Raw genomic sequence first — 21,648 nt, 5'->3', positions numbered from 1 at the left:
TTAGTTTTTGGAAGTGATGTACGGAGCACAAGAGCAATGAAATTACCGATTTATCTGGATTACTCAGCAACGACGCCGGTCGACCCGCGCGTTGCTGAGAAGATGATGCAGTTTTTGACCCTGGACGGCACTTTCGGCAACCCGGCTTCCCGTTCCCACCGTTTCGGTTGGCAGGCGGAAGAGGCGGTAGACATCGCCCGTAACCAAATCGCCGAACTGGTGGGCGCCGACCCACGCGAAATCGTCTTCACCTCCGGGGCGACCGAATCCGACAACCTGGCGATCAAAGGCGCTGCCAATTTCTACCAGAAAAAAGGCAAGCACATCATCACCAGCAAAACCGAACACAAAGCCGTGCTGGACACCTGCCGTCAGCTGGAGCGCGAAGGGTTTGAAGTGACCTACCTGGCGCCGCAGAGCAACGGCATCATCAGCCTGCAGGATCTCGAAGCGGCGCTGCGTGATGACACCATTCTGGTCTCCATCATGCACGTCAACAACGAAATCGGCGTGGTGCAGGATATCGAAGCGATCGGTGAAATGTGCCGCGCGCGCGGTATCATCTACCACGTTGACGCCACCCAGAGCGTGGGCAAACTGCCTATCGATCTGAGCAAGCTGAAAGTCGACCTGATGTCGTTCTCCGGCCACAAAATCTATGGCCCGAAAGGCATCGGCGCGCTGTACGTGCGCCGCAAGCCGCGCATCCGCATCGAAGCGCAGGTACACGGCGGCGGTCACGAGCGCGGCATGCGTTCCGGCACCCTGCCTGTCCACCAGATCGTCGGCATGGGCGAAGCTTACCGCATCGCCAAAGAAGAGATGACCGAAGAGATGGCGCGTCTGCGCACCCTGCGCGATCGTCTGTGGAACGGCGTGAAAGATATGGAAGAAGTGTATCTGAACGGCGATCTGGAGCACGGCGCACCGAACATCCTGAACGTCAGCTTCAACTATGTTGAAGGCGAGTCGCTGATCATGGCGCTGAAAGACCTGGCCGTTTCCTCCGGTTCAGCCTGTACCTCCGCCAGCCTCGAGCCGTCCTACGTGCTGCGCGCGCTGGGCATGAGCGATGAATTGGCGCACAGCTCGATCCGTTTCTCCCTGGGGCGTTTCACCACGGAAGAAGAGATCGACTACACCATTCAACTGGTGCGTAAATCCATCGGCCGTCTGCGCGATCTGTCCCCGCTGTGGGAGATGTTCAAGCAGGGCGTGGACATCAACAGCATCGAATGGGCGCATCATTAATTCTCAGGTTTCAGGAGCAAGGTCATGGCTTACAGCGAAAAAGTAATCGATCATTATGAAAACCCGCGTAACGTGGGTTCTTTCGACAACGAAGATCCTACCGTCGGCAGCGGCATGGTAGGGGCGCCGGCCTGCGGCGACGTCATGAAGCTGCAAATCAAGGTTAACGATGAAGGCATCATCGAAGACGCGCGCTTTAAAACTTACGGCTGCGGTTCCGCCATCGCCTCCAGCTCGCTGGTGACCGAATGGATGAAGGGCAAATCGCTGGATCAGGCAGAAGCGATCAAAAACACCCAGATCGCCGAAGAGCTGGAATTGCCGCCGGTCAAAATTCACTGCTCGATCCTGGCTGAAGACGCCATCAAAGCAGCGATTGCCGACTATAAGAGCAAGCATAGCGCCAAGTAATTTGTCTGAGTCGGCCCGGCCGCGCCGGGCTTTGATGTGAAGTGTGAGGTTGTGATGTCTATTACCATGAGCGACAGCGCTGCGCAGCGTGTTCAGGCGTTTTTGACGAACCGCGGCAAAGGTCTCGGCCTGCGTCTGGGAGTGCGAACTTCCGGCTGCTCCGGGATGGCGTACGTGCTGGAATTTGTTGACGAAGCCAACGATGACGACATCGTGTTTGAAGACAAAGGCATCAAGGTGATCATCGACGGCAAGAGCCTGGTCTACCTTGACGGCACCGAGCTTGATTTCGTTAAGGAAGGCCTGAACGAAGGCTTCAAGTTCAACAACCCGAACGTCTCAAGCGAATGCGGCTGCGGCGAGAGTTTCAACGTCTGACAGTCCATCGTGCTCCCCCGTTTCGGCGGGGGAACTTCATCCGCTAACGCCCAGAGCACGCTATGGATTACTTTACTTTATTCGGGCTGCCAGTTCGCTACACCGTGGACGGCAGCCTGCTTGCGTCCCGCTTCCAGGATCTGCAGCGCCAATTCCACCCCGATCGTTTCGCCAACCAGCCGGAGCGCGAACGCCTGATGGCGTTGCAGCAGGCGGCGACCATCAATGAAGCCTACCAGGCGCTGAAGCACCCGTTAAAACGCGCGGAGTATATGCTATCTTTGCACGGCTTCGATCTGGGCAACGAACAGCATACGATGCGCGACACCGCGTTCCTGATGGAACAGCTGGAACTGCGCGAAGAGCTCGACGCCATTGAGCGCAAGCCGGAGGCCGAGCGCCTGCTGGCCGATTTTGGCGCGCGGCTGGCCGTCTCCATCAAACAGCGCAGTGCGCTGATGCTGCAGCAGCTGGATGGCGAGCAATGGGCGGACGCCGCCGACACCGTGCGCAAGCTGCGCTTTTTGGACAAACTCCAGCAACAGGTTGAACAACTCGAAGAAAAACTGCTGGGTTTTGAGTAACACCTTCTGATTCTGATTGTGGAAGCTTCAACATGGCCTTATTACAAATTAGTGAGCCTGGCCTCAGCGCCGCGCCGCACCAGCGACGTCTGGCCGCCGGCATCGACTTAGGCACCACCAACTCGCTGGTCGCCACGGTGCGCAGCGGGCAAGCGGAAACGCTGGCCGACGAACAGGGCCGCCATTTGCTGCCTTCGGTGGTGCATTATCAGGCGGACGCGCAGCGCGTCGGTTGGGAGGCGCGCCAACAGGCGGCGCAGGATCCGGCCAATACCGTCAGCTCCATCAAACGCATGATGGGCCGCTCGTTGGCGGACGTGCAGCAACGTTACCCGAACCTGCCTTATCAATTCCAGGCCAGCGACAACGGCCTGCCGCTGATCGTCACCGCCGCCGGCCCGGTTAACCCGGTCGGCGTCTCCGCCGATATCCTGCGGGCCCTGTCCGCGCGCGCGCAAGCGGCGCTGGAAGGCGATCTGGACGGCGTGGTGATCACCGTTCCCGCCTACTTCGACGACGCGCAGCGCCAGGGCACCAAAGACGCGGCGCGTCTGGCCGGCCTGCACGTCCTGCGCCTGCTGAACGAACCGACCGCGGCGGCGATCGCCTACGGGCTGGATTCCGGTCAGGAAGGGGTGATCGCGGTTTACGATCTGGGCGGCGGCACCTTTGATATCTCCATTCTGCGCCTCAGTCGCGGCGTGTTCGAAGTGCTGGCCACCGGCGGCGATTCTGCGCTGGGCGGCGACGACTTCGATCACCTGCTGGCCGACTGGCTGCGCGAGCAGGCCGGCGTGGCCGATCGCAGCGACCATGGCGTGCAGCGCCAACTGCTGGATGCCGCCATCGCCGCTAAAATCGCGTTGAGCGATGCCGACAGCGTACGCGTTGAAGTGGCCGGCTGGCAGGGCGAGGTGACCCGCACCCAGTTCGAAGCGCTGATCGCTCCACTGGTGAAACGCACGCTGATGGCCTGCCGCCGTGCGCTGAAAGACGCCGGCGTCGCCGCCGACGAGGTGCTGGAAGCGGTGATGGTTGGCGGTTCCACCCGCGTGCCGCTGGTGCGTGAGCAGGTGGGCGCCTTCTTCGGCCGTACGCCGCTGACGTCTATTGATCCGGATAAAGTGGTCGCCATCGGCGCCGCGATCCAGGCCGACATTCTGGTGGGCAACAAGCCGGACAGCGACATGCTGCTGCTGGACGTGATCCCGCTGTCGCTGGGCCTCGAAACCATGGGCGGCCTGGTGGAGAAAGTGATCCCGCGCAACACCACCATTCCGGTGGCGCGCGCGCAGGAGTTCACTACCTTCAAAGACGGCCAGAGCGCGATGATGATCCACGTACTGCAGGGCGAGCGCGAGCTGGTACAGGATTGCCGTTCGCTGGCGCGCTTCACGCTGCGCGGCCTGCCGCCGCTGCCTGCCGGGGGGGCGCACATTCGCGTCACCTTCCAGGTGGATGCCGACGGTCTGCTGAGCGTCACCGCGATGGAGAAATCCACCGGCGTTGAAGCGTCGATCCAGGTCAAGCCGTCGTACGGCCTGTCGGACAGCGAAATCGCCGGCATGATCAAGGATTCGATGGCCAACGCGCAAAGCGACGTGGGCGCGCGCAAGCTGGCGGAGCAACGCGTGGAAGCCGCACGGGTGCTGGAAAGCCTGCAGGGCGCGCTGGCCACCGACGCCGCGCTGCTGAGCGAGGCGGAAAGCCAGGCGATCGCCGCCGCGACCCAGGCGCTGCAGCAGGCGGTGCAGGGGGAAGATCCCGCCGCTATCGAAGACGCCATCAAAACATTAGATGCACAAACGCAAGATTTTGCCGCGCGCCGCATGGACGCTTCCATTCGCCGCGCGCTGGCTGGCCATTCTGTGGATGAGGTTTAACCATGCCTAAAATTGTTTTCCTGCCCCATCAAGATCTTTGCCCGGAAGGGGCGGTTCTGGAAGCCGAAAAAGGGGAGTCGATCCTCAACGTTGCGCTGCGCAACGGCATTGAAATCGAGCACGCCTGCGAGAAATCCTGCGCCTGCACCACCTGCCACTGCATCGTGCGTGAAGGCTTCGATTCGCTGGAAGAGAGCAGCGAGCTGGAAGACGACATGCTGGACAAAGCGTGGGGGCTGGAGCCGGAAAGCCGTCTGAGCTGCCAGGCGCTGGTCGCCGACGAAGATCTGGTGGTCGAAATGCCGCGCTACACCGTCAACCACGCGCGTGAGCATTAATTGTTAGCCGCAGCGCCAATCCGGAGATCATAATGGGACTGAAGTGGACCGACAGCCGAGAAATCGGCGAAGCCCTGTACGACCAATACCCGGACACCGATCCGAAAACCGTGCGTTTTACCGACATGCATCAGTGGATCTGCGATCTGGAAGAGTTCGACGACGATCCGCAGGCTTCCAACGAAAAAATACTGGAAGCGATCCTGCTGGTCTGGTTAGATGAAGCGGAGTAAATAGCGTAACGGGCTGCCATGGGCGGCCCGTTTATTTTGTATCCGACATACCCGTCGTCTTTCAAACCGCAGCGTTGTTACCTGCACGATCACACCCCAGTCACTTACCTGAGTAAGCTCCTGGGGATGCGATCGCTGGGCGCCTAGCTGCAATTTGAAATCCATAGGGTATGCAATAAAGCCCTAATGAAATAATAAAGGGAACATCCGGAGTAAGAAGGCTATGACAACAGAATTCATGCAGGTCACGCTGTCGCAACAACCTGCCGACGCCCGCTGGGGCGAGAAAGCGCTGCTGAGCACCAACGGCGAAGGGATGACCATCCACCTGACCGGGGCCGACAAGCTGGGCGCGATCCAGCGCGCGGGCCGCAAAATTGACGGTCAGGGCATCAAAAATGTCAAACTCGCCGGCGACGGTTGGGACTTGGAAAACAGCTGGGCGTTTTGGCAGGGTTACCGCGGGCCGAAAGGGAAACGCAACGTCGAATGGGCCGAACTGCCGGAAGCCGCGCGTCAGGAGTTGGATAAGCGCCTGAAGATCGTAGACTGGGTGCGCGACACCATCAACATGCCGGCGGAAGAGCTGGGGCCAGAGCAGCTGGCGACCCGCGCCGTTGATCTGATGTGCGACGTCGGCTGCGATGCCGTCAGCTACCGCATCACCAAGGGCGAAGATCTGCGCGAGCAGAACTATGCCGGCATCCACACCGTCGGCCGCGGCTCCGAGCGCCCACCGGTGCTGCTGGCGCTCGACTTCAACCCGACCGGTAACCCGGACGCGCCGGTGTTTGCCTGCCTGGTCGGCAAGGGCATCACCTTCGATACCGGCGGTTATAGCCTGAAGCAGAGCGCCTTTATGGATTCGATGAAGGCTGACATGGGCGGTGCGGCCACCATCACCGGCGCCCTGGCGCTGGCGGCGGCGCGCGGCCTGAAGCAGCGCGTGAAGCTGTACCTGTGCTGCGCCGACAACATGGTCAGCGGCAACGCTTTCAAACTGGGCGACATCATTCGCTACCGCAACGGCAAAACCGTTGAGGTGATGAACACCGATGCGGAAGGGCGCCTGGTGCTGGCCGACGGCCTGATCGACGCTTCTGAGCAGAACCCGCAGCTGATTATCGACTGCGCCACCCTGACCGGCGCGGCCAAAACCGCAGTCGGCAACGACTACCATGCGCTGTTCAGCTTCGACGACGCGCTGGCGCAGGAGCTGCTGAGCAGCGCCGCCGCCGAGCAAGAGCCGTTCTGGCGTCTGCCGCTGGCCGAGTTCCACCGCAGCCAGCTGCCGTCCAACTTCGCCGAGCTGAACAACGTGGCCGGCCCGGCCTACACCGCCGGCGCCAGCACCGCGGCGGCCTTCCTGTCGCACTTCGTCAAGAATTACCAGCAAGGCTGGCTGCACATCGACTGTTCCGCCACCTACCGCAAAGGCGCGGTGGAGCAGTGGTCGGCCGGCGCGACCGGTTTGGGCGTGCGTACCCTGGCCAATCTGCTGCTGAGCAAAGCCAAATAATTGAACGCCCGCCGCGTCGGGCGCTAGAATGCGCATTATCTTCGGGGCCCAGCATGCTGGGCCTCGCTATTTGATCCCTGGAGTTTGCCATGAGTGCCCATCATCACGATGCCGCCCCGAGCGAGAACGAACTTGAACGCCTGCTGAAGCTGGCGGTGACGGAGCCGGCCCACCGCCCGGCGTTCTTCCGTGAATTGCTCGACGCCACGGTGCTGATCCTCGGCGACAGCGAGCAGGTGCAGCAGGACGGCGACATCGCGCTGAACGCGGATACGCCGGTCAATATCCAGCATTGGGAGAAGCAGGACGGCGGCAGCATCATTCCGTTCTTCACCTCGCTGGAAGCGCTGCAGAAGGCCGTTGAGGACGAACAGCCATTTATCGCCATGCCGGCACGGGTGCTGTTCGAAATCACCCAGGGCGCGGATCTGTTCCTCAACCCGAAGGCGGAGTACGGCAAGGAGTTCTATCCGGAAGAGGTGGCGATGCTGCTGGCGACCGGCGGCGTCGTCAAACCGGTGGAGCATTACGTCGACAAAGAGACCCAAATCCTGCTGGGGCAGCCCGAAGAGTACCCGTCGGCGATGGTGGATGCGTTGACCACGCTGTTCAGCCAGCGCAAGCCGGTGCGCCGCGCGTTTCTGGCGCTGATGCACGACCAGGCGGCGGATGAGAAGCCGAATTTGCTGATCGGGCTGGAAGTGGACGCCGAGCCGGCGGAGATCGAGGCGTTGATCAACGAGGCCGGCAGCGTCGCCAGCGAAACGGCGCCGAACGACGAACCGGTGGATTTCTGCCTGGTGTCGGAGAAGGAGCGCGGCATCAGCCACTATCTGATCTCCCATACGCAGCCGTTTTATCAGCGCCGCTGGGGCAGCTGGCTGCGCAATTTGATCCCGTCTACCGACAAGACCCAGTAGCGCCACCACGTTGTCGAAAATGGCCCATGAAGATCATATTTTTTTAATGAAATGTTGATTTTCCCGTAGGCAAGCGTTAACGGCGCACATATAATCTGCGCCACTTGAGAAGGCCGGCAACATTGCAGACCGGCCTGTTTTGGAAGTCATACAGAGGCCATCATGACCGTAGAACGTACCTTTTCCATCGTTAAACCAAACGCTGTAGCCAACAACGACATCGGCGCTATCTATGCTCGTTTCGAGCGCGCCGGTTTCAAAATCATCGCCGCTAAAATGCTGCGTCTGACTCGCGAACAAGCTGAAGGCTTCTACGCTGAGCACAAAGGCCGTCCATTCTTCGACGGTCTGGTTGAGTTCATGACCTCCGGCCCAATCATGGTGCAGGTTCTGGAATCTGAAAACGCCGTGCAGCGCAACCGTGACATCATGGGCGCAACCAACCCGGACAACGCCCTGGCCGGCACCCTGCGTGCCGACTACGCGGACAGCTTCACCGCTAACGCCGTTCACGGTTCCGACTCCGTTGAATCCGCACAGCGCGAAATCGCTTACTTCTTCAACGAAAGCGAAATCTGCGCACGTTAATCGTGCCGTTTCTTAGCTGATAACCAGGCATTCACCGGCTGAAACAATAAAAATGCCCTGAATGCCTTTCAGCCGTAGCCACCCGCTACTAAAATTTGTACAATGCCGCGCCCCTGATAAGACGACTTGTCAGGGGCGTGTTTTTAGTGCCGCCACCCGAACCATGCGGGCTGAAATGCACAACTTACTGTCCATTCTTTAGCGCCATAACGTGTAATAACGAGGCCAGAGATCATTATGTTAGAACCCATCACGTCCGAGCACACCGTGTCTGAAAATAATTCGCTGACTACTCCCTCCGTTAACGTGGAGCAACCGGCTGCGGCCAAAATCAACCTGCTGGACCTGAACCGCCAGCAAATGCGCGAGTTCTTCGCCGAAATGGGCGAGAAACCGTTCCGCGCCGATCAGGTGATGAAGTGGATTTACCACTACTGCTGTGACGATTTCGAGCAGATGACCGACATCAACAAAGTCCTGCGCGGCAAGCTGCAGCGCGTGGCGGAAATCCGCGCGCCGGAAGTGGCGGAAGAACAGCGTTCGGCCGACGGCACCATCAAGTGGGCGATTAAAGTCGGCGATCAGCAGGTCGAAACCGTGTACATCCCGGAAGCCGACCGCGCGACGCTGTGCGTCTCCTCGCAGGTAGGCTGCGCGCTGGAGTGTAAATTCTGTTCGACGGCGCAGCAGGGCTTCAACCGCAACCTGCGCGTGTCGGAAATCATTGGCCAGGTGTGGCGCGCGGCGAAAATCATCGGCGCGCTGAAGGTGACCGGCCAACGTCCGATCACCAACGTGGTGATGATGGGGATGGGCGAGCCGCTGCTCAACCTGAACAACGTGGTGCCGGCGATGGAAATCATGCTGGACGACTTCGGCTTTGGCCTGTCCAAACGCCGCGTGACCCTGTCTACCTCCGGCGTGGTGCCGGCGCTGGACAAGCTGGGCGACATGATCGACGTGGCGCTGGCGATTTCGCTGCACGCGCCGAACGACACCATCCGCGATGAGATCGTGCCGATCAACCGCAAGTACAACATCGAGACCTTCCTGTCCGCGGTGCGTCGCTATCTGGAGAAATCCAACGCCAATCAGGGCCGCGTGACCGTCGAGTACGTGATGCTGGATCATATCAACGACAGCACCGACGATGCGCATCAACTGGCGGAAGTGCTGAAAGACACGCCGTGCAAGATCAACCTGATCCCATGGAACCCGTTCCCGGGCGCCCCCTACGGCCGCAGCTCCAACAGCCGGGTGGATCGTTTCTCCAAGGTGTTGATGGAATACGGCTTTACGACTATTGTTCGTAAAACCCGTGGTGACGATATCGACGCCGCCTGCGGGCAACTGGCGGGTGAAGTGATCGACCGTACCAAGCGTACCCTGAAGAAGAAAATGGCTGGGGAACCTATCAACGTACGGGCGGTCTGAATCCTATAACACCATTTTTTGTTATCTAACAGCCTGTTATGCGCAAGCATGTCGCTGGTGGGCGTTAGCTGACGGCCGATAAGGAAATGAATGCGGGCATGAAGCTGAAACTGTGGGGTGTGTGGCTGGCGGCCGGGTTGTTGGCCGGGTGTTCCGGTTCAGCGCCGGAAAAGGAAGCACAAGTCTCTGAGGCGGGCCAGACGCGGTTGCAACTGGGCCTGGAGTACCTGCAGCAAGGCGACATGGACGCCGCGCGCCAGAACCTGGAAAAGGCGCTGGACGCGGCCCCGCAGGATTACCGCACGCAGTTGGGCATGGCGCTCTATGAGCAGCGGATCGGTGAAAATGCCGCAGCCGAACAACGTTATCGACAAGCGCTCAAACTTGCGCCAGGCAATGGCACCGTATTGAATAATTACGGTGCGTTTCTTTGCGGTTTAGGGCAGTATGTACCGGCGCAACAGCAGTTTAGCGCTGCGGCGCTGGCGCCCGATTATGGCCAGGTCGCCGACAGCCTGGAAAACGCAGGTTACTGTTTTCTCAAGGCCGGACAAAACGATGAGGCGCGCACGCTGTTAAGCCGCGCGCTGAAGGTCGATCCGGACAAAGGCACTCCGCTGTTGGCGGAGGCCGAAAAGCAATTTGGAGAAGGGAAGCGCGCCCAGTCGCAACTTTTATTGGATGTTTATCAGCATGTTCTGCCGGCCAGCGCCAGCAGCTTATGGTTACAGATTCGTTTCGCCGCGTTAGCCGGCCGTCAGGATAGCGTTCAACGCTATGGCAAGCAGCTAGCGCGAAGTTTTCCACAATCCAAACAGTACCAGCAGTTCTTAGCTAATGAATACTGAAGCCTCCCAAGATAAAACCGTATCCATGACGACGGGCCAGCGCCTGCGTCAGGCCCGTGAGCAACTCGGGCTGAGCCAACAGACCGTTGCAGAACGCCTGTGTCTCAAAATGTCCACCGTGCGCGATATCGAGGAAGACAGCGTGTCTGCTGACCTCGCGTCCACCTTCGTGCGCGGCTACATCCGTTCCTACGCCAAGCTGGTGCATTTGCCGGAAGACGAACTGCTGCCGATGCTGGCCAAGCAGGCGCCGTTGAAGATGGCGAAAGTGGCGCCGATGCAAAGCTTCTCGCTGGGCAAGCGCCGCAAGAAACGCGACGGCTGGCTGATGAGCTTCACCTGGCTTATCGTGTTCGTGGTGATCGGCCTGACCGGCGCCTGGTGGTGGCAAAACCACAAGGCCCAGCAGGAAGAGATCGCCACCATGGCCGATCAGTCCTCCGCGCAGCTTTCACAGAATAACGAAGGGCAGTCCGTGCCGCTGACCGACGGCAACGCCGACGCCGGCACCAACGTGCCGTTGACCGACAACAGCGCTGCGCCGGCCGATGCCGGCGCAGCGGCTCAGGCACCGGCGGCTACCGCTCAGGTGCCGGGCACGGCTCAGCAGCAGCCTGCCGTGGTGTCGCCAAGCCAGACTACCCTGCCGGAAACCACCCCGGCGGCACAAGCGCCGCTGCCGACCGCCGATGCGGGCGTGGCTGCGCCCGCAGCCGATCCAAATGCGCTGGTAATGGACTTCTCCGCCGACTGCTGGCTGCAGGTGAGCGACGCGAGTGGTAAAACGCTGTTCAGCGGCACCCAGAAGAAGGGCGGCAAGCTGAACCTGGCCGGCACCGCGCCGTATAAACTGACCATCGGCGCGCCGGCGGCAGTACAGATCCAGTATCAGGGTAAACCGGTTGATTTAAGCCGGTTCGTTAAGTCAAACCGTGTTGCTCGCCTGACCGTCGCCGCGCAGTAATCGCGCGGCCCCGGTCGTGATGTCAGAGCAGCAATGGAGAGTAAGTAATGCATAACCAAGCGCCCATCAACCGTCGAAAATCTACACGCATTTACGTCGGCAAGGTGCCTATTGGTGATGGCGCGCCGATTGCCGTGCAGTCGATGACCAACACCCGTACCACCGATGTTGAAGCAACGGTTAATCAGATCAAAGCGCTGGAGCGCGTGGGCGTCGACATCGTCCGCGTTTCGGTTCCTACCATGGACGCCGCCGAGGCGTTCAAGCTGATCAAGCAGCAGGTCAACGTGCCGCTGGTCGCCGATATCCATTTCGATTATCGCATCGCGCTGCAGGTTGCCGAATACGGCGTAGACTGCCTGCGCATCAACCCGGGCAACATCGGTAACGAATCGCGCATTCGCTCGGTGGTGGACTGCGCCCGCGACAAGAACATCCCGATTCGCATCGGCGTCAACGGCGGCTCGCTGGAGAAAGATCTGCAGGAAAAGTACGGCGAACCGACGCCGGAAGCGCTGCTGGAATCTGCCATGCGCCACGTGGACATCCTCGATCGCCTCAACTTCGACCAGTTCAAGGTCAGCGTCAAGGCGTCGGACGTGTTCCTGGCGGTGCAATCTTACCGCCTGCTGGCCTCGCGCATCGATCAGCCGCTGCATCTGGGCATCACCGAAGCCGGCGGCGCACGCAGCGGGTCGGTCAAATCGGCCATCGGCCTGGGCATGCTGCTGTCTGAAGGCATCGGCGACACCCTGCGCATCTCGCTGGCGGCGGATCCGGTCGAAGAAGTGAAGGTCGGTTTCGATATCCTGAAGTCGCTGCGCATCCGCGCGCGCGGCATCAACTTCATCGCCTGCCCGACCTGTTCGCGTCAGGAGTTCGACGTGATCGGCACGGTGAACGCGCTGGAGCAGCGCCTGGAAGACATCATCACGCCGATGGACGTTTCGATCATCGGCTGCGTGGTGAACGGCCCGGGCGAAGCGCTGGTGTCCACCATGGGCGTGACCGGCGGCCACAAGAAGAGCGGCTTCTATGAAGACGGCGTGCGCCAGAAAGAGCGTTTCGACAACGAACAGATGATCGACCAGCTGGAAGCGAAAATTCGCGCCAAGGCCGCGATGATGGACGAAAGCAACCGCATCACGGTCAACCTGCTGGAAAAATAAGCGTTATCGCTACGCGGCGGGCCTGTTGGCCCGCTTGTTTATGAACCTGAAGGGCAGAAAACCGCATCCGCGTTGAATACCGGGCGGCAAAGTCCCTATAATCGGGTTCATTTTTACAGACAACGGACAGAGAACTCACGTGGCAAAGAACATTCAAGCCATTCGCGGCATGAACGACTACCTGCCGGAAGAAACGGCATTATGGCAGCGTATTGAAGGCACCCTCAAGCAGGTGCTGGGCAGCTACGGTTACAGCGAAATCCGGTTGCCGATTGTAGAGCAGACCCCGTTATTCAAACGCGCGATCGGCGAAGTGACCGACGTCGTGGAAAAAGAGATGTATACCTTCGAAGACCGCAACGGCGAAAGCCTGACGCTGCGTCCGGAAGGGACGGCTGGCTGCGTGCGCGCCGGCATCGAACATGGTCTGCTGTACAATCAGGAACAGCGTCTGTGGTACATCGGCCCGATGTTCCGCTACGAGCGCCCGCAGAAGGGCCGCTACCGTCAGTTCCATCAGCTGGGTGCGGAAGTGTTCGGCCTGCAAGGCCCGGACATCGACGCCGAGCTGATCTTGCTGACGGCCCGCTGGTGGAAAGCGCTGGGCATCGCCGAGCACGTCAAGCTGGAGCTGAACTCCATCGGTTCGCTGGAGGCACGCGCCAACTACCGCGACGCGCTGGTGGCGTTCCTGGAGCAGCACGTCGAGGTGCTGGACGAAGACTGCAAACGCCGCATGTACAGCAACCCGCTGCGCGTGCTGGACTCCAAGAATCCTGAGGTGCAGGCGCTGTTGAACGACGCGCCGCGCCTGTCCGAGTACCTGGACGAAGAATCCCGTGCTCACTTCGCCGGTCTGTGTGAACTTTTGGCGCAGGCAGGTATCCCATATACCGTTAACGAGCGCCTGGTGCGCGGTCTGGATTACTACAACCGCACCGTGTTTGAGTGGGTAACCACCAGCCTGGGCGCGCAGGGCACCGTCTGCGCGGGCGGCCGTTACGACGGCCTGGTCGAGCAATTGGGCGGCCGTGCCACCCCGGCGGTCGGTTTCGCCATGGGCCTCGAGCGCCTGGTGTTGCTGGTGCAGGCGGTTAACCCGGAATTCAAGGCGCCGTCGGCTATCGACGTGTACGTCATCTCTTCCGGCGCGGGCACCCAGAGCGCGGCGATGCAGCTGGCTGAACAGGTGCGCGATGCGGCGCCGCAGCTGAAGCTGATGACCAATTACGGCGGCGGCAACTTCAAGAAGCAGATCACTCGTGCGGACAAATGGGGCGCGCGCATCGCGCTGATCCTGGGTGAGAGCGAAGTGGCGGCGCAGCAGGTGGTGGTGAAAGACCTGCGCAGTGGTGAACAAGAAACGCTGGCGCAAAGCGAAGTCGCTGCGCGTCTGGCTTTGATGTTAGGTTAAGGAGAAGGACACCGTGGAAGTCTATACCACTGAAAACGAACAAGTCGACGCACTGCGTCGGTTCTTTGCCGAGAACGGCAAAGCGCTGGCGGTGGGCGTGGTGCTCGGAATTGGTGCCCTGGTTGGCTGGCGTTACTGGCAGAGCCATGAAAACTCCAACATGATGGCTGCGTCGCAATCCTATCAGGAAGCCAGCGATCGTCTGGCGGCCGGCAAGCCGGATGACGTGGCTGCCGCGGAGAAATTTGTCCAGGCTAACGGCAACAGCTACGGCGTATTGGCCGCGCTGCAGTTGGCCAAGCACTTTGTCGAACAGAATGATTTCGCCAAGGCGGAACAACAACTGGCGCTGGCGCAGGGCCAGACCAAAGACGACAACCTGTTGGCGATGATCGATCTGCGTCTGGCGCGCGTCCAGCTGCAGGAGAAAAAGCTGGATGAAGCGCTGAAAACGCTGGATGGCGTGAAAGGCGAAGGCTGGGCGGCGATGATGCAGGATGTGCGCGGCGATGTGCTGCTGGCCAAGGGCGACGCCAAGGGCGCGCGCGAAGCTTACAGCAAAGGCATTGAGTCCAACGCTTCTCAGGCGCTGCAGGTTCTGCTGCGCATGAAATTGAATAACTTGTCCAGCTAAGGGGAATTCCCATGCAATTGCGTAAAACACTCTTGGTCGGACTGGTTTCCGCTGCCTTGCTGAGTGGTTGCTCGCTGTTTAACAGCGAAGAAGACGTGGTTACCATGTCGCCGTTGCCGAAAGTTGAAAATCAGTTTACGCCGAACAAGGCGTGGAGCACCTCGGTGGGCGACGGTATCGGTGAGTATTACTCCCACCTGCGTCCGGCCTATCAGGACAGCACCATTTACGCCGCCGATCGCTTCGGCATCGTGAAAGCGATGGACGCCGACAGCGGCAACGAGAAGTGGAAGGTCAATCTCTCAGAGAAGACCGGCTTCTTCTCCAGCAACCTGTCTGCGCTGCTGTCGGGCGGCCTGACGGTCGCGGGTGACAAGGTTTACGTCGGCAGCGAAAAAGCGGTGGTTTACGCATTGAACACCGCCGACGGTGCCATCGCCTGGCAGACCAAAGTGGCCGGTGAAGCGATCTCCCGTCCGGTTGTCAGCGACGGCATGGTGTTGGTGCACACCTCCAACGGCATGCTGCAGGCGCTGAACGAAGCCGATGGCGCGGTGAAGTGGACGGTTAACCTGGACATGCCTTCGCTGTCGCTGCGCGGTGAATCCGCGCCGGCCGTCGCCTTTGGCGCCGCCATCGTCGGCGGTGACAACGGCCGCGTCAGCGCCGTGTTGATGCAGCAGGGTCAGATTATCTGGCAACAGCGCATTTCCCAGCCGAGCGGCGCAACCGAAATCGATCGCCTGAACGACGTGGATACCACGCCGGTGATCGTTGATGGCGTGGTCTACGCGCTGGGTTACAACGGCAACCTGACGGCGCTGGATCTGCGTTCCGGCCAGATTATCTGGAAACGCGAGCTGGGTTCGGTGAACGATTTCATCGTCGACGCGGGCCGCATCTACCTGATCGACCAGAACGATCGCGTAGTCGCGCTCAGCACCGAAGGCGGCGTGACCGTATGGACGCAGAGCGATCTGCTGCACCGCAACCTGACGCCGCCGGTGATGTATAATGGTTATCTGGTGACCGGTGACGCCGAAGGCTATCTGCACTGGATCAACACCACCGATGGCCGTTTTGTCGCCCAGCAGGAAGTGGACAGCTCCGGCTTCCTGTCTGCGCCGATGGTGGCCGGCGACAAGCTGGTCATCCAGGCTCGCGGCGGGAAAGTTTACGCTTTCACCCGCTAACGCCGCTCGTCGTGACCCTTCTTGCGCCCGAAAGATTTCGGGTTGCAGCCAGGCGGCAAGCGCATGAGCCCTCGGGAGCTTAGTGAACTAAGTGACCGAGGCGAAGGTGCGCAGACAAGGTCGCTGTGGCGCGAAAGATGAAGGGGAAAACGGCTCCTGAATGTTCAGGGGCCGTTTCGTATTTTATAAGCTGCACCGCTGGTGTCTATCCACAGTGCAGTAACGCATTGATTATTAAGTAATGAGGCTTCAACAATGATACCTGTCGTCGCGCTGGTCGGGCGCCCGAATGTGGGTAAATCCACCTTGTTCAACCGTTTAACCCATACGCGTGATGCGCTGGTGGCGGATTTCCCGGGGCTGACGCGTGACCGCAAGTATGGTCGTGCTGAAATCGAAGGCAATGAATTCATCATCGTCGATACCGGCGGTATCGACGGCACCGAAGACGGCGTTGAAACGCGCATGGCCGGTCAGTCGCTGCTGGCGATCGAAGAAGCGGACATCGTGCTGTTCATGGTCGACGCCCGCGCCGGCCTGATGCCGGCGGATCAGGGCATCGCCCAACACCTGCGCAGCCGCCAGAAAGCGACCTTCCTGGTGGCCAACAAGACCGACGGGCTGGATCCGGATACCGCCACCGCCGATTTCTACTCGCTCGGCCTGGGTGAAGTGTTCGCTATCGCCGCTTCCCACGGCCGCGGCGTGACCCAGCTGATCGAACACGTGCTGGTGCCGTTCGTGCCGGAAAAACCGGAAGACGTCGAGCTGACCGAGGAAGAGGCCAACGCCGCTTACTGGGCCGAGCAAAACGGCGAAACGCTGGAAGGCGAAGAAGACGAAGAGCCGGAAGAAGAGTTTAACCCGCAGGATCTGCCGATCAAACTGGCGATCGTCGGTCGCCCGAACGTTGGTAAGTCTACGCTCACTAACCGTATCCTCGGCGAGGAGCGCGTGGTGGTGTACGACATGCCGGGCACCACCCGCGACAGCATCTACATTCCGATGGTGCGCGACGAACGCGAATATGTGCTGATCGACACCGCCGGGGTGCGTAAACGCGGCAAGGTGACTGAAACCGTCGAGAAGTTCTCGGTGATCAAAACCCTGCAGGCGATTGAAGACGCCAACGTCGTGCTGCTGGTGATCGACGCGCGTGAAGGCATCTCCGATCAGGATCTTTCGCTGCTCGGCTTTATCCTCAATAGTGGGCGCTCACTGGTGATTGCGGTCAACAAGTGGGACGGCATGAGCGAAGAAGATCGCGAGCACGTGAAAGAGATGCTCGATCTGCGTCTGGGCTTCGTCGACTTCGCGCGCGTGCACTTCATTTCCGCGCTGCACGGCAGCGGCGTCGGCAACCTGTTCGAATCGGTACAGGAAGCCTACGAGTGCGCAACCCGTCGCGTAAACACCTCGATGCTGACCAAAATCATGCAGATGGCGGTTGACGATCACCAGCCGCCGTTGGTGCGCGGCCGCCGCGTGAAGCTGAAATATGCCCACGCCGGCGGTTACAACCCGCCGATCGTGGTGATCCACGGCAACCAGGTCAGCGATCTGGCCGATTCGTACAAACGCTACCTGATGAACTACTTCCGCCGCTCGCTGAACGTGATGGGGACGCCGATCCGCATCCAGTTCAAAGAGGGGGACAACCCGTTCGCCGGCAAACGCAACCTGCTGACGCCGACCCAGATGCGCAAGCGCAAGCGCCTGATGAGCCACCTGAAAAAGAGCAAGTAATCGCTCATGAGGGGCGCGGCAGTGATGCCGCGCCCCTTTTTTATTGGCCCGAAATCGTTTTATTATCTGAAGATTACCTCGCCTACCTGAAGGAACACCATGTCCTGGGAAACCTGGAGTTTTGCGTTCAACGTCACCGTGCCGAATTTATTGATGATGCTGCTGGGGATCCTGCTGCGCCATTGGCGCCTGATGGATGACCGCTTTGTCGACGGCGCGACCCGCCTGGTGTTCAATCTGGCGCTGCCGTGCCTGCTGTTTTTCAGCATCGCCACCAACCACCCGCAGCTGCTCGACAACCTGCCGCTGGTGTTGTTCGGCGCGGTTGGCACGCTGGCGACCTTCCTGCTCTTGGAGCTGGCCGCCAAGTGGTTGGTGAAAGAACCGCGTGAGCGCGGGGTGTTCGTGCAGGGCGGTTTCCGCGCCAATACCGCCATCGTCGGCCTGGCCTACGCCATGACCGCCTACGGCAGCGAAGGCATTGCGCTCGCCTCGCTGTACCTGACGGTGACGGTGATCCTGTTCAACGTGCTGTCGGTCATCACCCTCACGCGCAGCCTGCAGGGCGGGCAGGGCAAGAAAATCAGCCACCTGTCGCTGCTGCGCAGCATCGTTACCAACCCGCTGATCATCGGCCTGGTGTGCGGGCTGCTGTATGCGCAAACCGGGCTGGGCATCCCGACCGTGATCCGCCAGACCGGCAGCTATATCTCCGCGCTGTCGTTGCCGCTGGCGCTGCTGTGCACCGGCGCCAGCCTGGATTTTCGCGCCATGTTCCGCTCGTCCAACGTGGCGGCGCTGTCGTCGGCGGCCAAGCTGTTTCTGGTGCCGTGCCTGATGACGCTGGCCGGCTGGCTGTGCGGGTTTCAGGGGGCGGCGCTCGGCATTATCTTCCTGTTTTCCGCCACGCCGACCGCTTCGGGCAGCTATGTGATGACGCGTGCCATGGGCGGTAACGCCACGCTGGCGGCCAACATTATTGCCATCACCACCGTCGGTTCGTTCTTTACCACCGCGTTGGGGATCTATTTCTTGCGCTCATGGGGCGCGATTTAACCTGGAGTCGTTATGGAAGCGCACTGTCCGCAATGCAGTCAGACCATGAAGTGGGTAGCGGGTCACTACCATTGTGAAGCCTGCCTCCGCGATTATCGGCAGCTGGCGAGCTGCCCGGAGTGCGGGCAGCCGCTGCAAGAATTGAAAGCCTGCGGGGCGGTGGATTACCTGTGCCAGAACGGGCACGGGCTGATCTCCAAAAAAAGGGTGAATTTCAGCTATCAGCCGCTGTAAGCCCTCATTCATCCACCTGGCCGGTTTTCCACAGATCCACCAGCGCCTGCGGCGCGCTGCTTTCCGGGATTAACAGTACGATCTCAGTGCTCAGGGTGGGGCTGGTGTAGTTGATTTGCACGCGGTAGTAGCGCTGGTCGCCGCAGCCGGGGGAGGTGGGCTGGCCTTCTTCCTGCGCATAGGGCAGCGTCTGGTTCAGCAACTGATTCAGGCGCTGCCGCTGCTCCGGCGTGATATCGGCCAGCGCGATGCGGCGCTGGCCCGCCAGTTTGGGAATGTAGGCGAAGCCTCCCTCGCGCGCCAGCTCAATGACCGTATCCTGATTGAGCGTCGGCAGCGGTTTCATTATTCCACCCCCACCTGATGCCAGGCTTGCTGCACCTTGTCTGCCACGCTCTGGTCGAAACGCGCTTGCGCATGTTTCACCGTGGCGCGGGCGAAGGTGGCGAAGTCGGCGTTTTGCGGCAGCGCTTTGTCGCACACCGTGTCATCCCAGACGTAGCCGGCTTTCTCCCAGGCGAAGCCGCCCAGCGCCGTCGCCGCCAGGTAGAAGGCGCGGTTGGGGATGCCGGAGTTGAGGTGTACGCCGCCGTTGTCTTCCTTGGTCTGGATATAATCCTTCATGCTGGCGGGCTGCGGGTCTTTGCCCAGCAGCGGATCGTCGTAGGCGGTGCCGGGTGCCGACATCGAGCGCAGCCCTTTGCCTTTGATGCCCTTGGCGAGCAGCCCGGCGCCGATCAGCCAGTCGGCTTTATCGGCGGTTTGCTGCAGGTGGAACTGCTTGACCAACGAGCCGAACACGTCGGACAACGACTCGTTGAGCGCCCCGGACTGCTGGTAGTAGATCAGCCCGGCTTCGCTCTCGGTCACGCCGTGCGCCAGCTCGTGGCCGACCACGTCGATGGCGATGGTGAAACGGTTGAAGATCTCGCCGTCGCCGTCGCCGAACACCATCTGCTGGCCGTTCCAGAAAGCGTTCTGGTACTCCTTGCCGTAGTGCACGCTGCCAACCAGCGGCAGCCCTTTATTATCCAGTGAATTGCGGCGGTAGGCCTGCCAGAAGAAATCGTAGGTGACGCCGAGATAGTCGTAGGCTTCGTCCACCGCCACGTCGTGGTTGCTGGGCTGGCCCTCTTTGCGCACCTGTTTGCCGGGCAGCTGGGTGCCGTTCTGGGCGTCGTAGATATCGCGGAGCGCTTCACCGGCTCGGGCGTTTTTCTCGGTCGGCGAACGCAGCGGCTTATTGCCGAGCAGGCTTTGCACGTGGTTCAGCGTGTGCAGCGCGCAGTCGCGCTGCGGGGCGTTGCCGTGTTCAATGATGCGGCGCAGCATGTAGGGAGGAATGACGGAACGCATGCGCTGGGCTGGCATAGTGGCTCTCCTTAGGCAAAAATTTTACCTCATCGAATGAATGCACTGTGCCTAAGTGTAGCCTACTCGTCATAAAGCCTGTGGTCATGCGTGCTCACCGCCGGCGCGGTCTTGTGCGGGCTGATGCGCCGCACCGAGGCGCGTACCGCCAGCCGGCCGTGCAGCAGCAGATTGCACGGCGGCGCGTCGGCGCGCAGCATGCGCCGCTGCAGCAGTTGGATCGCCTCGTAGCCCAGCTCATCGCGCGGAACCTGCACCGAGGTCAGCGGCACATCGTGGATTTCCGCCAGGTTGAAGCCGTCGGTGCTCATCACCGAGACGTCGCCCGGCACGTTCAGCCCCCGCTTGTTGAGCGCCTTGACCGCCCCGACCGCCATGTAGTCGCCGCCGGCCAGGATCGCCGTCGGCAGCGGGGAGTGGCCGTGGAGGCCATCGAGATAGGTGGTCAGCGCCTGCTCAGCCTCTTCACTGCCGAAGCCGGAGGTGGTGACCAGATGGCGGCCGTCGTCGAACGGCAAATGATGCCGGGCGTAGGCCTGCCGGATGCCCGCCAGCCGCAGCTCCATGGTGTGGCGGCGCAGACACTGCAGGTTGAGGATATGGCTGTGCCCCTGCTGGAACAGGTAGCTGGCGGAGTAATCACCGATCAGCTGATGATCCGGCGAGACGCTGTCCAGCCGCATCTGCCGATCGCTGCAGTTGATCAGTACGCAGGGCTTGTGCAGATCGGCGGCCAGGGTGTGGATATGCGCGTCGTCGATGCCGATGATCAGCGCCGCTTCGGTGTGCGGGTCGCTTATCTTTTCCAGAAACAGCGCACCGTCGCTGTGTTGCTCTTCCAGCCCGCAGTAGCGGATGCGCACCTCGTGCTCCATCAGCGCGGCGGCGATACCCTGAATGACCTTGTAGTAGAAGATGTCGGTGCGCACGTCGAACGCGCGCTGCGGCGCGAACACCATCACGTTGTTCAGCATCAGCCGGCCGCTGGAAATACCCTGCAGAATGCCGTTTTGCTGCGCACAGTCCAGCACCTTGCGGCGCGCCTCGGCGCTGGTGTTGGCCTTGCCCGCCAGCACGCGGGAAACGGTGCTGATCGACAACCCGGTTTGGCGAGCGATCTCCTGAATTTTCAGCTTTCCGTTCATTCTGTGATCTCCTTCAAATTCGTCCATGAGAATATTTTCACCGCGGGTTTTCAGCGTCTTGACCGGCTTTCATACCCATTATGACTATTTTTTCACCCGCCTGTGAAAATCTTTGCAAAAAACCCCGTTTCGCTGCGCGCTCTCGCTGAGTAGTCTGCATTGGTACACCAATTTTAGCGACCTGTCAGTCCAATTTTAACGGTGTGCGAAAAAGAAAACAAAAAATAAATCATGGGGTTGTGATTGTCTGTCGGTCAATGATACGGCGCCGACCCGTTTTCACCGTCCCTGGTTTGATAGCACAACGTACCCTACCAAAACGCGCGTTGCCGTCG

The 21,648-nt window shown here is 60.5% G+C and carries 23 protein-coding genes; 20 read left to right on the top strand and 3 right to left on the bottom strand.

The window, feature by feature from the left end; genetic code table 11:
• Positions 1-36: 36 nt before the first annotated feature.
• The 20 genes from iscS to HMPREF3138_RS03130 all read left to right on the top strand — a co-directional run bounded on the left by iscS (position 37) and on the right by HMPREF3138_RS03130 (position 18,797).
• Positions 37-1,251, top strand: coding sequence for a cysteine desulfurase (gene iscS / locus HMPREF3138_RS03225; protein ID WP_016929764.1), 1,215 nt, complete (start codon positions 37-39; stop codon positions 1,249-1,251).
• Positions 1,252-1,275: 24 nt separating this feature from the next.
• Entirely contained in the window at positions 1,276-1,662 is a 387-nt protein-coding gene (gene iscU, locus HMPREF3138_RS03220; RefSeq protein ID WP_004941408.1) for a Fe-S cluster assembly scaffold IscU, read from the top strand.
• A 54-nt stretch (positions 1,663-1,716) separates the two neighbouring features.
• On the top strand, positions 1,717-2,040 hold the full coding sequence (gene iscA / locus HMPREF3138_RS03215; protein WP_004941410.1) for an iron-sulfur cluster assembly protein IscA: 324 nt from the start codon (positions 1,717-1,719) through the stop codon (positions 2,038-2,040).
• A gap of 62 nt (positions 2,041-2,102) precedes the next feature.
• On the top strand, positions 2,103-2,624 hold the full coding sequence (hscB, locus tag HMPREF3138_RS03210; RefSeq protein WP_038874529.1) for a co-chaperone HscB: 522 nt from the start codon (positions 2,103-2,105) through the stop codon (positions 2,622-2,624).
• Positions 2,625-2,656: 32 nt separating this feature from the next.
• The gene (hscA, locus tag HMPREF3138_RS03205) at positions 2,657-4,507 is read left to right on the top strand and encodes a Fe-S protein assembly chaperone HscA (RefSeq protein ID WP_038874531.1); all 1,851 of its coding nucleotides are present in this window, start codon (positions 2,657-2,659) and stop codon (positions 4,505-4,507) included.
• A 2-nt stretch (positions 4,508-4,509) separates the two neighbouring features.
• Entirely contained in the window at positions 4,510-4,845 is a 336-nt protein-coding gene (gene fdx, locus HMPREF3138_RS03200) for an ISC system 2Fe-2S type ferredoxin (protein WP_004941417.1), read from the top strand.
• 32 nt (positions 4,846-4,877) lie between these two features.
• On the top strand, positions 4,878-5,078 hold the full coding sequence (gene iscX / locus HMPREF3138_RS03195) for a Fe-S cluster assembly protein IscX (protein ID WP_006327336.1): 201 nt from the start codon (positions 4,878-4,880) through the stop codon (positions 5,076-5,078).
• Positions 5,079-5,301: 223 nt separating this feature from the next.
• Positions 5,302-6,597, top strand: coding sequence for an aminopeptidase PepB (gene pepB / locus HMPREF3138_RS03190; RefSeq protein ID WP_038874535.1), 1,296 nt, complete (start codon positions 5,302-5,304; stop codon positions 6,595-6,597).
• An 89-nt stretch (positions 6,598-6,686) separates the two neighbouring features.
• Positions 6,687-7,517, top strand: coding sequence for an enhanced serine sensitivity protein SseB (sseB, locus tag HMPREF3138_RS03185; RefSeq protein WP_038874537.1), 831 nt, complete (start codon positions 6,687-6,689; stop codon positions 7,515-7,517).
• 162 nt (positions 7,518-7,679) lie between these two features.
• On the top strand, positions 7,680-8,105 hold the full coding sequence (gene ndk / locus HMPREF3138_RS03180) for a nucleoside-diphosphate kinase (protein ID WP_004941424.1): 426 nt from the start codon (positions 7,680-7,682) through the stop codon (positions 8,103-8,105).
• A 237-nt stretch (positions 8,106-8,342) separates the two neighbouring features.
• A complete protein-coding gene (locus tag HMPREF3138_RS03175) occupies positions 8,343-9,539 on the top strand; it encodes a dual-specificity RNA methyltransferase RlmN (protein WP_004941426.1) in 1,197 nt (398 codons plus the stop codon).
• 98 nt (positions 9,540-9,637) lie between these two features.
• Entirely contained in the window at positions 9,638-10,387 is a 750-nt protein-coding gene (gene pilW / locus HMPREF3138_RS03170; RefSeq protein ID WP_033638557.1) for a type IV pilus biogenesis/stability protein PilW, read from the top strand.
• Positions 10,377-11,351, top strand: coding sequence for a cytoskeleton protein RodZ (gene rodZ, locus HMPREF3138_RS03165; protein WP_038874539.1), 975 nt, complete (start codon positions 10,377-10,379; stop codon positions 11,349-11,351). Before pilW ends, rodZ begins: the two co-directional genes overlap by 11 nt.
• 47 nt (positions 11,352-11,398) lie before the next feature.
• Positions 11,399-12,520, top strand: coding sequence for a flavodoxin-dependent (E)-4-hydroxy-3-methylbut-2-enyl-diphosphate synthase (gene ispG, locus HMPREF3138_RS03160; RefSeq protein WP_016929756.1), 1,122 nt, complete (start codon positions 11,399-11,401; stop codon positions 12,518-12,520).
• Between the two features lie 139 nt (positions 12,521-12,659).
• Entirely contained in the window at positions 12,660-13,934 is a 1,275-nt protein-coding gene (gene hisS, locus HMPREF3138_RS03155) for a histidine--tRNA ligase (protein ID WP_025159556.1), read from the top strand.
• 13 nt (positions 13,935-13,947) lie between these two features.
• Positions 13,948-14,568: a YfgM family protein gene (locus HMPREF3138_RS03150; RefSeq protein WP_033635592.1), complete on the top strand. Its 621-nt coding sequence runs from the start codon at positions 13,948-13,950 to the stop codon at positions 14,566-14,568.
• Between the two features lie 11 nt (positions 14,569-14,579).
• Positions 14,580-15,761 (top strand): outer membrane protein assembly factor BamB, encoded by a 1,182-nt coding sequence (gene bamB, locus HMPREF3138_RS03145; RefSeq protein ID WP_038874541.1) that lies wholly within the window; start codon positions 14,580-14,582, stop codon positions 15,759-15,761.
• A gap of 255 nt (positions 15,762-16,016) precedes the next feature.
• Positions 16,017-17,507: a ribosome biogenesis GTPase Der gene (gene der, locus HMPREF3138_RS03140; protein WP_019452357.1), complete on the top strand. Its 1,491-nt coding sequence runs from the start codon at positions 16,017-16,019 to the stop codon at positions 17,505-17,507.
• Positions 17,508-17,606: 99 nt separating this feature from the next.
• Positions 17,607-18,563, top strand: coding sequence for an AEC family transporter (locus tag HMPREF3138_RS03135; RefSeq protein WP_038872502.1), 957 nt, complete (start codon positions 17,607-17,609; stop codon positions 18,561-18,563).
• Between the two features lie 12 nt (positions 18,564-18,575).
• Positions 18,576-18,797: a zinc ribbon domain-containing protein gene (locus HMPREF3138_RS03130; RefSeq protein WP_038872500.1), complete on the top strand. Its 222-nt coding sequence runs from the start codon at positions 18,576-18,578 to the stop codon at positions 18,795-18,797.
• A gap of 4 nt (positions 18,798-18,801) precedes the next feature.
• Here HMPREF3138_RS03130 and HMPREF3138_RS03125 read toward each other — a convergent pair whose 3' ends face one another.
• The 3 genes from HMPREF3138_RS03125 to HMPREF3138_RS03115 form a co-directional block, all read right to left on the bottom strand.
• Positions 18,802-19,143 (bottom strand): protealysin inhibitor emfourin, encoded by a 342-nt coding sequence (locus HMPREF3138_RS03125; RefSeq protein ID WP_033635587.1) that lies wholly within the window; start codon positions 19,141-19,143, stop codon positions 18,802-18,804.
• On the bottom strand, positions 19,143-20,168 hold the full coding sequence (locus HMPREF3138_RS03120) for a M4 family metallopeptidase (RefSeq protein WP_070558785.1): 1,026 nt from the start codon (positions 20,166-20,168) through the stop codon (positions 19,143-19,145). Before HMPREF3138_RS03120 ends, HMPREF3138_RS03125 begins: the two co-directional genes overlap by 1 nt.
• Before the next feature lie 62 nt (positions 20,169-20,230).
• Entirely contained in the window at positions 20,231-21,313 is a 1,083-nt protein-coding gene (locus HMPREF3138_RS03115; protein ID WP_038872496.1) for a LacI family DNA-binding transcriptional regulator, read from the bottom strand.
• Positions 21,314-21,648 lie beyond the last annotated feature (335 nt).

Origin of the sequence: Serratia sp. HMSC15F11 (assembly GCF_001808215.1) — a bacterium.
GTDB lineage: Bacteria > Pseudomonadota > Gammaproteobacteria > Enterobacterales > Enterobacteriaceae > Serratia > Serratia nevei.
Note: the sequence above shows the minus strand (reverse complement) of the source record. Positions and strands in the feature narration are given on the sequence as shown.